Raw genomic sequence first — 13,013 nt, forward strand, 5'->3', positions numbered from 1 at the left:
CCGCACAAGTCACCTGCGCACACTGTCAAAGATCTGCGGGGCCGGCCTCAGCGCCTTTCCCGTTTTCCCTCAGCGCCGTAGCGTCCGAGTGAGCCGCCCATCATACAGGGGTTTGTATTGCTGTCAACACCCCGTGATGAACTTTTTTTCCCGCCCCGCTTCCGGCGAACCGTCTGCAGGAGGGCCGCGAATCATACCCGGGTTACAACCTCTGTCAACACCCGGATCGCCTCACTTCCCTGCCCCGCCCCGCATTCATCCGCAGCGGCAAGGGGGCGCATCTTGCACCCCATTCGATCGATTGGGAAGTCTTGATTTCACTTCCTGAATGCGGCTATCGCGCGCGCATTCATTTACCCACCGGGCAATCAGCCGGCTGGGCAGAGACGTACACGGGCGAAGTTGCGCTTGCCTACCGCCAGCACGCCCTCGAAGCCCGGCGCAAACACGCGTGCCGCATCCTCGAACACCTCGCCGTCGACGCGCACCGCGCGCTCCTTGAGCTTGCGATTGGCTTCGGAGTTGCTGGGCATCAAGCCCGCCGCGACCAGCAGCGCGGCGATGCGCAGGCCTTCCGCCGGCACCGCGACGTCCTGCAGCGGCAGCGCGGAGAGATCGCCCTCGCCACGCACCGCGGCATGCCAGCCGGCAACGGCCTGCTCGGCGGCGGCGGCATCGTGGAAGCGCGCCGCCAGCTCGCGAGCCAGGCGCAGCTTGACGTCGCGCGGATTGAGGCCGGCCTCCACCTCGCCGCGCAGGCGCGCGGCCTCCTCGATGCCGATCTCGAAGCTGAGCAGGTCGATCCATTTCCACATCAGCGCGTCGCCGATCTTCATGGTCTTGGTGACGATGTCGATGGCGGGCTCGGCGATACCGATGTAGTTGCCCAGCGACTTCGACATCTTGTTGACGCCGTCCAGCCCTTCCAGCAGCGGCATCGTCAGCACGATTTGCGGCGGCTGACCGTGGTGCTCCTGCAGGCCACGACCCATCAGCAGGTTGAACTTCTGATCGGTGCCGCCGAGTTCAATGTCGGCCTTGAGCGCGACCGAGTCGTAGCCCTGCACCAGCGGATACAGGAACTCGTGGATGGCGATGGACTGCTGCGCTGCGTAGCGCTTGGCGAAGTCGTCGCGCTCGAGCATGCGCGCGACGGTGTGCTGGCCGGCCAGCTTGATCATGTCGGCCGCGCTCATCGCACCGAACCATTCGCTGTTGAAGCGCACCTCGGTGCGCTCGCGATCGAGCACCTTGAACACCTGCTCGGCGTAGGTCTGCGCGTTGGCCAGCACGTCTTCGCGGGTCAGCGGCTTGCGGGTCACGTTCTTGCCGGTCGGGTCGCCGATCATCCCGGTGAAGTCGCCGATCAGGAAGATCACCTGGTGGCCCAGTTGCTGGAACTGGCGCATCTTGTTGAGCAGCACGGTGTGACCGAGGTGCAGGTCCGGCGCAGTGGGATCGAAGCCGGCCTTGACCCGCAGCGGGCGGCCAAGTTTCAGCCGCGCTTCCAGCTCGTCGCGCTTGAGGATTTCATCGCTGCCGCGGGCAATCTGATCCAGGACGGGCTGCAGATCGGCGGGGGACTGTGGGGACACGGGCAGTTCTCTCCGGCGGCGAGCGCTGCGCCGCATTCATGTTTGGGGCTGGCTGCGTTAACCACGCGTTAAACTGTGAACTGGAAAAACATTCGCAGATTCAATGGGTTGACGCAGGTTCTTTGCATGCCTATGGTAGCGCGTTGACGGTTTCTACACAGGCAGGGGCGATCATATGACGGATTCCAATCACGACGCCGTGCGTCGCGAGAATCTTGAACGCGCCCGCGTCAACGCGGACCGATCCGTCTCCTCCTACTCCTTCCCCCATGGTGGCCGCTGGACGCGCCGCCACTGGGCGCATGCAAGCGTCGTCACCACCATGGGCGTGCTGCTGGCGGCGATCGTGCCGGGCTTCTCCAGCGTGCTGGAGCACCCCGGTGACATGAAGATGCAGCGCATGACTTTGGCGCTGACCCTGCCCAAGGTAGGCAAGCAGGCCAAGAGCACCGACGACCAGTGGCAGTCGGTCACCCTGAAGCCGGGCCAGACCCTGAGCGGCGTGTTTGAAGAGCTCGGCATTCCCTACGACCAGCTGGCGCGGGTGATGCAGCATCCGAAGATCAAGCCGACCCTGCGCAAGTTGCGCCCGGGTACCGAGTTGAGCTTCAACCTCCCGGCCGACGGCAGCGTGCGGGCGATGCGTCTGGAAGCCGGCCCGGGCATCGGCGATACCCCCATCGAACTGGAATTCAGCGGCGACACCCTGCGCGAGCGCGCGGTGCCGGTGGAGATCACCACCCGCACGGTGGTGCTGACCGGCGAAGTGGGCAAGTCGCTGTTCGCCTCGGCGCGCAAGCTGGGCCTGGGCAGCGCCCAGCTCAACCAGCTGACCGACGAGATGTTCAAGTACGACATCGACTTCGATTCGGACCTGAGCGAGGACGACCGCTTCAGCGTGGTCGTCGACCAGACCTGGAAGAACGGCCAGCTGGCCAACACCGGCCCGGTGCTGGCCGCCACCTTCACCGTCGACGGCAAGCTCAAGAGCGCGTTCCGCTACATGCGCGACGGCAAACCGGAATACTTCACCCCGGACGGCCGTTCGCTGCGTCGCCCCTTCATCCGCATGCCGATTCCCTACGCACGCCTGAGCTCCGGCTTCGGCGGTCGCAAGCATCCGGTGCTGGGGCGTTTCCGCCTGCACAAGGGCGTGGATTACGCCGCCGGCACCGGCACCCCGATCCAGGCTGCCGGTGATGCGCGGGTGGAGTTCATGGGCCGCAAGGGCGGTTACGGCAACACCGTGATTCTCAACCATGGCGGCGGCAAGACCACCCTGTACGGGCACATGTCGCGCTTCGCCAAGCTGCGCCCCGGCCAGCGCGTGGCGCAGGGCACGGTGATCGGCTACGTCGGCAGCACCGGCCTGGCCACCGGCCCGCACCTGCACTACGAATTCCGGGTGAATGGCGTGCACATGAACCCGCTGAAGATGACTCTGCCGCCACCGACGCCGCTGTCCGGCACCGCGCTGGTGGCGTTCAAGAGCGAGACCCACCGCGCGCTGGAAAAGATCCGCGAGGTCGAGGACGTGGTGTTCCAGCTCGATGACGGCAGCCGCGTCGCCAGCGCCGCCGCCAAGCCGGCACCCGCGCGCAAGAAGGGCTGAACCCGCGCGCGGCGATGCGATACTGCATCGCATGAGCGACTTCCCTCCCGGCCGCTGCTTCCTCGGCCTGATTTCCGGCACCAGCGCCGACGGCATCGATGCCGCGCTGGTGCGGTTCGACGACGACCACGCGCACGCGCACGCGCGCCCCGCCCTGCTGCATGGCCGTACCCATGCCTGGCAACCGGCGTTGCGCGAGCGTCTGGTGACCCTGGGCCAGCAGGCGCAGGCGCTGACCCTGGATGAAGTGGGCGAACTGGACGTGCGCATCGGCCACGCCTTTGCCGCCGCCGCGCTGGCGACGCTGCGCGAAGCCGGCCTGAGCGCGCGCGATGTCGCCGCGATCGGCTCGCACGGGCAGACCCTGCGCCACCATCCGCACGGCGACGCGCCTTTCACCCTGCAGCTGGGCGATGCCCACGTGATTGCGGAGCGCTGCGGCATCCCGGTGGTGGCGGACTTCCGCCGCCGCGACGTCGCCGCCGGCGGCCACGGCGCGCCGCTGGTGCCCGCCTTCCACGCCGCCACCCTGCATGATCCAAGCGAGGACCGCGCGGTGCTGAACCTGGGCGGGATCGCCAATCTCACCCTGCTGCCTGCCCGCGGCACGGTGCGTGGTTTCGATACCGGCCCGGCCAACGGGTTGATGGATGCGTGGTGCCAGCGCCACACCGGCATGGCCTATGACGCGGACGGCGGATTCGCCGCGCAGGGCCGGGTCGATGGCCCGCTGCTGGCGCGCCTGCTGGCCGAGCCGTGGTTCGCCGCGGCGCCGCCGAAATCGACCGGTCGCGACCGCTTCCACCTCGATTGGGTGGACGCCGCGCTGGCCGGCACCGAAGCGCCCGCCGACGTGCAGGCCACGCTGCTGGCGCTGACCGCGCGCAGCGTCGGCGAAGCCTTGCGCGCCACCCAGCCGGGCACCCGCCGGGTCATCGCCTGCGGCGGCGGCGTGCACAACCCGCTGCTGATGGCGGCGCTGGCCGAAGCGATGCCCGACGCAGCGATCGAGTCCAGCGCGGTACATGGATTGGACCCGGATTTCGTCGAAGCGATGGCGTTCGCCTGGTTGGCGCGCCAGCACCTGGCCGGTCGGCCCGGCAACCTGCCTGCGGTCACCGGCGCGGCCGGGCCGCGCGTGCTGGGCGCGCTCTACCCCGCCTGAGCAGGGGCGGCGGCGCGCATCCGCCGCGCCAGCCACAGGCACAACAGCAGCGCCGGCAACCCGGCCAGCGCGGTGCCGAGGAAGAACAGCGCATAGCCGTCCAGCAGCGTGCGGCCGGCGGCGAGCTGTTCCACCGCGACCCCGGAGAAGCCCTTCAGCAGCTTGCCCAGCAGCGCGTAGAACGAGCTGAGCAGGGCGTACTGGGTGGCGGTGTAGCCGATGCTGGTGAGGCTGGACATGTAGGCCACCAGCGCGGTGCCGGCAAAACCGGTGGAGAAGCCGTCGATCGCCATCGCCGCCACGAACACCGCGTGGTCGCCGCCGGCGTAGGCCACCCAGGTGAACGCGGCGTTCGAGCCGGGGCCGAGGATGGCGCCAGCCAGCAGCGTGGGCACGAAGCCGAAGCGCACCGCGCTGATGCCGGCCGCGGCAATCCCCAGCAGCGAGGTGGCCAGCCCGATCGAGGCGCGCACCTCGCCCACGAATTCCTTGCTGATGCCGATGTCGGCGTAGAACGGGTTGTTCATCGGCCCCATCACGAAATCGGGCAGCCGGTACAGGCTGATCGCCGCCAGCATCAGCAGCGCCCACTGGCCGTGGGTCTTGAAGAAGGCGATGAACGGCCCGGCGATGGCGTCCCACAGCCCGGAGACGGTCCACATCGGTGCGTGCGTGGTGACCTCCGGGCGCTGCGAGGCCGCGGGTTCGCGCGCAACAAACAGCGCGGCGCACAGGCCCACGCCCATCAGCGCCGCCATCGCCCAGTACGACAGCGACCAGCCGACATAGGTGGCCAGGATCAGGATCAGCGCATCGGTCACCAGCAGCGCGGTGCGGTAGCCGAACTGGGTGCCGGAAGTGAGCAGGCCGAGCTCTTCGGGGTCGTCGGCGATCTCGATGCGCCAGGCGTCCACCACGATGTCCTGCGTCGCCGAGGCGAATGCCGCCACCAGCGCCAGCGCGCCGAACACCAGCAGGTGTTCGATGGCGAAGCCGGCGAACTGGAACTGGCCGCCCTGCGGCTGCACCACCGCCATCCCGGCCAGGCCCAGCGCCACCACGACCTGCGACAGCACCATCCAGCCGCGACGATGGCCAAGCCGGCCCAGCAGCGGCACATTGGTCTTGTCGATCACCGGCGCCCACAGGAACTTCAGGGTATAGGCCAGGCCCACCCATGACAGGAAGCCGATCGCCGACAGCTCGCTGCCGTTCTCGCGCATCCAGTAGCCCATGGTGTTGCCGACCAGGTACAGCGGCAGGCCGGAGGAGAAGCCCAGCAGCAGCATCGCCAGCACCTTGGGCCGGCGCAGCGCGCGCAGGACATCGCGACTGGTCTTGTTGCGGGGAGCGGCGCTTTCGGACATCGGGATTCCTGTGGCAGCGCCTGCCGGCGCGACGGCGTTTGCGGGAGGCGATCGTACCGGGCTGGCCTATGCGGCGTAGTCGACCAGCACCGGCGCGTGGTCGGAGAACTTCGGCTCGGGGAAGATCTCGGCGGCGCGGATCGACGCGGCGATGCCCGGCGTGCAGATCTGGTAGTCGATGCGCCAACCGACGTTGTTGGCGCGCGCGGCGCCGCGCTGCGACCACCACGAATACTCCACCACCCCGGGCCTGGCCACGCGGAAGGCATCCTTCCAGCCCTGCGCGGGCGGCGCGACCAGGCCGTCGTGGCAGTCGTCGGCGATCATCCCACTGAGCCAGGCGCGCTCGTGCGGCAGGCAGCCGGAGTTCTTCTGGTTGCCGGTCCAGTTCTTGATGTCGTTCCGGGCGCGGACGATGTTCCAGTCGCCGCACAGGACGTACTCGCGGCCGCTGGCCAGCCAGCGGTCCATGATCGGCCTGAGCCATGCCATCACCTCTTCCTTGAAGCCCTGGCGCAGTTCGCCGGAACTGCCGGAGGGGATGTAGAAGCTCACCACCGACAGGTTGCCGAAGCGCGCCTCGATGTAGCGGCCCTCGTCGTCGAAAGGCGCCCAGCCAAGTTCGGTGCGCACCTCGTCGGGCTCGCGCCGGCTGTAGATCGCCACGCCGCTGTAGCCCTTCTTCTGCGCGTCCTTGAACCACGCCTTGTAGCCTTCCGGCCGGAACGCGGCATCGGCCAGCTGGTGTTCCTGCGCCTTGGTTTCCTGCAGGCAGAGCACGTCGACGTCGCGCGCGGCGAACCAGTCGAAGAAGCCCTTGGAGGCGGCCGAGCGCAGGCCGTTGGCGTTGAAGGTGAGGATGCGCATGGATGGGATCGTGTTGCTCGAAGTCGGAGGCAGCAGCAGGTGGACGCGCGATGCGCCCGAAGCACGCAAGCATACCTGTCCGGCCGCGGAGGCTCGGGCGCATGCGGTACGCTTTCCATCCCACGCCCACCTGACCCGAATCGCCGTGCCCGACCACCGCCACCGCTTCCTGCAGCTCGCGCTGCGCGCCGACGCCCTGCGCTTCGGCGAGTTCACCCTCAAGTCCGGCCGCAGCAGCCCGTATTTCTTCAACGCCGGCCGCTTCGACTCCGGCGCCGCGCTGGCCGCGCTGGCACAGTGCTACGCCGATGCGGTGGACGCGGCGGCGCTGGACTTCGACCTGCTGTTCGGACCGGCCTACAAGGGCATCCCGCTGGCCACCGCGCTGGCCTGCGAATATGCCCGCCGCGGCCGCGACCTGCCGCTGGCGTTCAACCGCAAGGAAGCCAAGGCGCACGGCGAGGGCGGCAGCCTGATCGGAGCAAAGCTGGCCGGCCGCAGGGTGCTGATCGTGGACGACGTGATCACCGCCGGCACCGCCATCCGCGAGGCGCTGGCGATCATCCGCGAGGCCGGCGGCACGCCGGCCGGGATCGTCATCGCGCTGGACCGGCAGGAACGCGTGCGCGAGGACGCCGCCGAATCCGCGGCGCAGGCGGTGGCGGCCGAACAGCGCATCCCGGTGGTCGCGGTGGCCGCGCTGGATGACCTGCTGGCGTTTGCCGGCGAAGGCACCGAACTGGCCGCCCATCGCGATGCGCTGCTCGCCTACCGCGCGCGCTATGGCGTCGCCTGATACGCTCATCCGACTGCCACAGGGGGCCGTCATGCCGCACCATCGCCATATCTTTCGCACCGCTGTCGCCGCGCTTGCGCTGGCCGGCGCGGGCGCCGCCGCGGCGCAGACCGCAGCACCCACGCAGAAGAAGATCTATTGCTGGGACGAAGGCGGCCGCCGGGTCTGCGGCGATGCGCTGCCGGCCTCGGCGGTGGACCGCGCGCGCACCGAAATCAACGTCAGAAGCGGCATCCCCACCAAGCAGGTGGATCGCGCTCTGACCGAAGCCGAACGCAGCGTCGCGGAGGTCGCGGCCGAAACAGCGCGCCGGCAGGCCGAGGCAGAGGCGCTGCAAAAGCGCCGCGACCTGGCGATGGTGGAGTCCTACCTGACCGAAGCCGACCTGCGCCGCGCCTACGGCGAGCGCACCGCGCTGCTGGACGAAACCCTCAAGGCCAGCCGGCTGGGCCTGTCCAACCTGCGCCTGAGCCTGCTGTCGCTGCTGCGCCAGGCCGGCGACCTGGAGCTGGCCGAGAGCCCGGTACCGCGCAAGCTGATCGATTCGATCCGCCGCCAGCACGGCGAACTGCTGCGCCAGCAACAGATCCTGCTGGCGCAGGAAGCCGACCGCGCCGAGCTCGAACGCGAATTGGCCGACTCGGTGCAGCGCTACCGCGCGATGCGGCAGGACTCCGGCGCACCCGCAGCCGCGCCGGCTGCGACTGCACCGACGCCGGCGGGCTAAACCGCCGCCGTCAGAACGGCAGCTTGAGGTCCGGTTCCAGCCGCAGCAGGTTGTCGCGGAACGCCTGCTGGATGCGTGCCATCGCCTGGCTGCTGTCGGCATCGAAGCGCATCACCAGCACCGGCGTGGTGTTGGACGCGCGCACCAGTCCCCAGCCATCCGACCAGTCCACCCGCACGCCGTCCAGCGTGGTCTGCCGCGCGCCCTCGAACGTCGCGGTCAGGCGGAAGCGCTCCACGAACGCATGCGGGTCGCCATCCGGGGCTTCGACCTTGATCTCGGCGGTGGAGACGCCGTCGGGCAGCGCGTCGAACACCGCGTCCGGCGACTCCTCGCGGGTGTCGAGGATTTCCAGCAACCGCGCCGCTGCGTAGATGCCGTCGTCGAAACCGAACCAGCGCTCGGCGAAGAAGAAGTGGCCACTCATCTCGCCAGCCAGCGCGGCATCGACCTCGCGCATCTTCGACTTGATCAGCGAATGGCCGGTCTTCCACATCAGCGGGCTGCCGCCATGGCGCAGGATCTGGGTCGGCAGGCGGCCGGTGCACTTGACGTCGTAGACGATCACCGCGCCGGGGTTGCGCTCCAGCACGTCGGCGGCGAACAGCATCAGCAGGCGGTCGGGGAAGATGTTCTTGCCCGCCTTCGTCACCACGCCGAGGCGGTCGCCGTCGCCGTCGAAAGCGATGCCGAGGTCGGCGTCCAGCCGTTGCACCATCTGTACCAGCGCCTCCAGGTTGTGCGGCTCGCTGGGATCGGGATGGTGGTTGGGGAAGGTGCCGTCGATATCGCAGAACAGCGGGGTGACGTCGGCACCGATGGCTTCCAGCACGCGCGGGCCCAGCACGCCGGCGACGCCGTTGCCGGCATCCACCACCACCTTCAGGCGCTGGCCGATCTGGATGTCGCCGGCGATGCGCTGGACGTAGTCCTCGCCGATGTCGCGTTCGTCCAGGTTGCCGCGCACCTCCGCCGTGAGCAGGCGATCCTCGGCGATGCGGGCGTGCAGATCCTTGATCGCATCGCCGGACAGGGTCTCGCCACCGATCACGATCTTGAAACCGTTGTAGTCCGGCGGATTGTGGCTGCCGGTGATGGCCACGCCGCAACCGGTGCGCAGGTGGAAGCCACCGAAATAGACCACCGGCGTCGGCGCCATGCCGATGTCGATGACGTGGCGGCCGGCGGTGCGCAGGCCGTCGATCAGGCCCTGCGACAGCTCCGGCCCGGACAGCCGGCCATCGCGGCCGACCACGATGGAATCCAGCCCCTGTTCGGCCATCACCGAGCCGATCGCCTGGCCGATCAGTTCGGCCACGCCGGCGTCCAGCGACTGACCGACGACGCCGCGGATGTCGTAGGCGCGGAAGATGCGGTGGTCGATCACCACCGAGTTCTTGCGCGCTGCCTTGGCGGCATCCGGTTCGCTGGACTTGGCGCGCGCGACCGGCGCGACCGGTGGCAGGGTCTGCTGCAGGTCAGACAACGTCGGGCCGGACTCGACTTCGCCGGCGCCGCCCATCGCCAGCAGGCGCGGGCGCAGCACGAACCACAGCCCGCCGCACAGCAGCAGCAGCACGACACCCAACACCAGCGAGATCCAGCCGCTCAGCCCGAACGGCGCGGCCATGCTGTCCGGTGCCGCCGCGGCCACCCGCAGCTCGCTGTCGGGCACCCTGGCGCCCATCGCCTCGGCGGCCGCGGCCAGTTCGATTTCACCGCGCTCGACCACGCTGCGCTGGCCCTGGCGCAGCGCCAGATAGGTACCGCTCGGCAACGCCGGGCTGGTCACCGCGCTCTCCAGCCGCGCCAGCGGCATCTCGACATAGGCCACCATCTCGGTGGCGCCCTTGACGGGCGCGGCCAACGCGACCCTCGGCCCATCCGCGGCGCGCACGATCCGCACCGCCAGCTTGCCGGTGACCAGCGCATCCTCGGCCGCGGCCAGGCTGCCGAAGCCGCTGCGCGGCAGCTGCTGGTAGCGCGCCTCCAGGTCCGCGGGCCACAGTTCGGCGCGGCGGATCTCGCTCCAGCCCTGCTTCAGGGACGCGGCGGCAGCGGCGGCGTCGCCCGCGGCCAGGGCGGCGGTGAACTCCTTCGAGGCCAGCCGCGCACCCATCTTCTGCCGGTGTTCGTTGAGGGTGCGCCGCACCGCCACCACCACGTCGTCGCGGGCGAACTCCAGCGCGTTCTGGCGGCTGTCGTCGCGCTGGCGCAGGCCACCGGCGACCAGGCACCACAGCCCCAACAGGCCCAGCAGGCCGACCAGCCAGGGCAGCGCGCGCGCCGCCTGCAGCGGGTCGTATGCCAGCTTCTTGTCAGCGTCCGCTTCCGCGCCCGCGCCACCCTTCTTGCCACCCAATCCGAACAAAGCCATCGCGTTCCCCTGTCAGCGCACGCCGGTGTGGCCGAAGCCGCCCTGTCCGCGTGCGCTCTCCTCGAAAGTATCCACCACCTGCAGCGCGGCGCGCACCACCGGCATCAGCACCAGCTGGGCGATGCGGTCGCCGGGCTCCACGGTGAAGGCGGTGGCGCTGCGGTTCCACAGGCTGACCATCAGCGGCCCCTGGTAATCGGCGTCGATCAGGCCGGTGCCGTTGCCCAGCACGATGCCATGTTTGTGGCCCAGCCCCGAGCGCGGCAGGATCAACGCGCACAGGCCCGGATCACCGATGTGGATGGCCAGCCCCGACGGCACCAGTACCGCCTGCCCGGGCGCCAGCTCCAGCGGCGCGTCCAGCGCGGCGCGCAGGTCCAGCCCGGCGCTGTGCGCGGTGGCGTAATCGGGCAGCGGCCATTCGCCGCCGATGCGCGCATCCAGCACCCTCACCTGCAGCGTGCGTTGACTCATGCAACTCCCTCGGATTGCAGGCGTTCGCCGATGATATCCAGCAGCACCGCCGCCAGTTCGGCCTTGGGGGCTGGCCCGAGCGCGCGCGCGCCGTCGGCATCGATCACCAGCAGCGCGTTGTCGTCGCTCTCGAAGCCGCTGCCCGCCAGCCCGACCCGGTTGGCGCAGATCATGTCCAGCCGCTTGCGTTCCAGCTTGCCGCGCGCGTAGCGGGCCACGTCGTCGGTTTCCGCCGCGAACCCCACCACCAGCCGCGGCCGCTGCGGGTGCACGGCCACTTCCGCCAGCACGTCGCGGGTCTTGACCAGTTCCAGCACCAGCGTGTCCTGGCCCGGCTGCTTCTTCAGCTTGCTGGCGGCGATCGCGCGCGGGGTGAAGTCCGCCACCGCCGCCGCGCCGATGTAGGCATCGCAGGGCAGCGCGGCCATCACCGCATCGAACATCTGCGCGGCGCTGCGCACGTCGACGCGGGCGATGCCCTGCGGCGTCGGCAGCTGCACCGGGCCTGCCACCAGCACCACCTCGGCGCCGCGCTGCGCGGCGGCGGCGGCAATGGCGAAGCCCATCTTGCCGCTGCTGCGGTTGCCGAGGAAACGGACCGGGTCGATGTCTTCGAAGGTCGGGCCGGCGCTGACCACGAGGCGCATGCCCGCCAGCGCGGCGCTCATGCGCCCACCGCCAGCGCGGCCACGATTTCCGCCGGCTCGGCCATCCGACCGGGGCCGGACTCGCCTTCGGCCAGCGGGCCGTCGTTGGGGCCGACCATGCGCACGCCGCGCGCCAGCAGGGTGGCGACGTTCGCCTGGGTGGCCGGGTGCCGCCACATCCGGTGGTTCATGGCCGGGGCGATGAGCAGCGGCGCGTCGGTGGCCAGGCACAGGGTGGACACCAGGTCGTCGGCCAGTCCGTGCGCCAGCTTCGCCAGCGTGTTGGCGGTGGCCGGCGCCACCACCACCCGCTGCGCCCAGCCGGCCAGTTCCAGATGACCCATCGCCGCCTCGGCCTGCGCGTCCCACAGGGAGGTGCGCACCGGCCGGTGCGACAGCGCCTGGAAGGTCTGCGCGCCGACGAAGCGCTGCGCACTGTCGGTCATCGCCACCTGCACCTCGGCGCCGGCGTCGCGCAGCCGCCGCACCAGCTCGGCGGACTTGTACGCGGCGATGCCGCCACAGACGCACAGCAGCACGCGAACGCCGCCGGCGGGAGAAAACGTAGCCTGCATCGGGCCATTCCCTGACCGCTTGAAGAAGCCGCAGCTTACCCGATGCCGGGGCGGCTTCCGTTGCCCGGCGGCGATTGCGGACGCACGCTGGCCGCATGCACATCCGCGACTGGCCCGAAACCGAACGTCCCCGCGAAAAGCTGTTGGCCCGCGGCCCCGGCAGCCTGTCGGACGCCGAACTGCTGGCGCTGTTCCTCGGCTCCGGCATCGCCGGCAGTGACGCGGTCGCCAGCGCGCGCGGCCTGCTGGCCGGCCAGGGCGGCCTGCGGCGGCTGCTGGATCGCGACCCCAAGGCGCTGACCGGCCTGCGCGGCATCGGCCCGGCCCGCGCCTGCCTGCTGGCGGCGGCACTGGAACTGGGTCAGCGCCATCTGGCCGCGCAGCTGGAACGCGGCGAGGCGCTGGGCGACCCCGCCTGCGCCGGCCGCTACTTCGCCCAGCGCCTGCGCAGCTTGCAGCACGAGGTGTTCGCGGTGCTGTATCTGGACACCCGCCACCGCGCACTGGGTTTCGAGGAACTGTTCCGCGGCGGCATCGACGGCGCCGAAGTGCATCCGCGCATCCTCGTGCAGCGCGCGCTGGCGCACGGCGCGGCGGCGGCGATCATCGGCCATAACCATCCCAGCGGCAGCCCGGAACCCAGCGCCGCCGACCGCGCGGTCACCGCGCGCATCAAGCAGGCGCTGGCGCTGGTGGACGTGCGCCTGCTCGACCACTTCGTGATCGGCGACGGCCCGCCCACCTCGATGGCGCAGCGCGGGCTGGTGTGAAGGCCGCCTCGCGTACAATGGCGGGTCGCTTCAACCGCAGC

At 70.1% G+C, this 13,013-nt stretch carries 10 protein-coding genes and 1 pseudogene; 5 read left to right on the forward strand and 6 right to left on the reverse strand.

Features of this window, described 5'->3' with window-relative positions:
• Window positions 1–368: 368 nt before the first annotated feature.
• Complete coding sequence (gene tyrS, locus E5S66_RS00005) at window positions 369–1,595, reverse strand: tyrosine--tRNA ligase (protein WP_246037089.1); 1,227 nt, start codon at window positions 1,593–1,595, stop codon at window positions 369–371.
• Between the two features lie 175 nt (window positions 1,596–1,770).
• Here tyrS and E5S66_RS00010 point away from each other — a divergent pair, with 175 nt between their 5' ends.
• Both E5S66_RS00010 and E5S66_RS00015 read left to right on the forward strand, forming a co-directional pair.
• Window positions 1,771–3,207: a M23 family metallopeptidase gene (locus tag E5S66_RS00010; protein ID WP_246037090.1), complete on the forward strand. Its 1,437-nt coding sequence runs from the start codon at window positions 1,771–1,773 to the stop codon at window positions 3,205–3,207.
• Between the two features lie 31 nt (window positions 3,208–3,238).
• Window positions 3,239–4,372, forward strand: coding sequence for an anhydro-N-acetylmuramic acid kinase (locus E5S66_RS00015; protein WP_138346303.1), 1,134 nt, complete (start codon window positions 3,239–3,241; stop codon window positions 4,370–4,372).
• Here E5S66_RS00015 and E5S66_RS00020 read toward each other — a convergent pair.
• Window positions 4,360–5,739, reverse strand: a complete 1,380-nt coding sequence (locus tag E5S66_RS00020) for an AmpG family muropeptide MFS transporter (protein WP_138346306.1) — start codon at window positions 5,737–5,739, stop codon at window positions 4,360–4,362. The two genes, E5S66_RS00015 and E5S66_RS00020, sit on opposite strands and share 13 nt — an antisense overlap.
• A 66-nt stretch (window positions 5,740–5,805) precedes the next feature.
• Window positions 5,806–6,606, reverse strand: a complete 801-nt coding sequence (locus E5S66_RS00025) for an exodeoxyribonuclease III (protein WP_138346309.1) — start codon at window positions 6,604–6,606, stop codon at window positions 5,806–5,808.
• A gap of 145 nt (window positions 6,607–6,751) precedes the next feature.
• Between E5S66_RS00025 and pyrE the strand changes: the two genes are divergently transcribed.
• Together pyrE and E5S66_RS00035 are read left to right on the forward strand one after the other, a co-directional pair.
• Window positions 6,752–7,402: an orotate phosphoribosyltransferase gene (pyrE, locus tag E5S66_RS00030; protein WP_138346312.1), complete on the forward strand. Its 651-nt coding sequence runs from the start codon at window positions 6,752–6,754 to the stop codon at window positions 7,400–7,402.
• 31 nt (window positions 7,403–7,433) lie between these two features.
• The gene (locus E5S66_RS00035; protein ID WP_028839468.1) at window positions 7,434–8,129 is read left to right on the forward strand and encodes a hypothetical protein; all 696 of its coding nucleotides are present in this window, start codon (window positions 7,434–7,436) and stop codon (window positions 8,127–8,129) included.
• A gap of 10 nt (window positions 8,130–8,139) precedes the next feature.
• On the opposite strand, the gene E5S66_RS00040 is transcribed toward E5S66_RS00035, so the two are convergent.
• The 3 genes and pseudogenes from E5S66_RS00040 to coaBC all read right to left on the reverse strand — a co-directional run bounded on the left by E5S66_RS00040 (window position 8,140) and on the right by coaBC (window position 12,202).
• Window positions 8,140–10,506 carry a phosphomannomutase/phosphoglucomutase gene (locus E5S66_RS00040; RefSeq protein ID WP_138346315.1) on the reverse strand — a complete coding sequence of 789 codons (2,367 nt, stop codon included), beginning with the start codon at window positions 10,504–10,506 and terminating at the stop codon, window positions 8,140–8,142.
• 12 nt (window positions 10,507–10,518) lie between these two features.
• Window positions 10,519–10,980 carry a dUTP diphosphatase gene (gene dut, locus E5S66_RS00045; RefSeq protein ID WP_138346318.1) on the reverse strand — a complete coding sequence of 154 codons (462 nt, stop codon included), beginning with the start codon at window positions 10,978–10,980 and terminating at the stop codon, window positions 10,519–10,521.
• Window positions 10,977–12,202: pseudogene (gene coaBC, locus E5S66_RS00050) on the reverse strand (bifunctional phosphopantothenoylcysteine decarboxylase/phosphopantothenate--cysteine ligase CoaBC). Before coaBC ends, dut begins: the two are co-directional and overlap by 4 nt.
• Window positions 12,203–12,297: 95 nt before the next feature.
• On the opposite strand from coaBC, the gene radC reads away from it, so the two are divergent.
• A complete protein-coding gene (gene radC / locus E5S66_RS00055; protein WP_138346321.1) occupies window positions 12,298–12,972 on the forward strand; it encodes a RadC family protein in 675 nt (224 codons plus the stop codon).
• Window positions 12,973–13,013: the final 41 nt, after the last annotated feature.

The sequence above is a fragment of the Thermomonas fusca genome (assembly GCF_005862345.1).
Taxonomy (GTDB): domain Bacteria; phylum Pseudomonadota; class Gammaproteobacteria; order Xanthomonadales; family Xanthomonadaceae; genus Thermomonas; species Thermomonas fusca.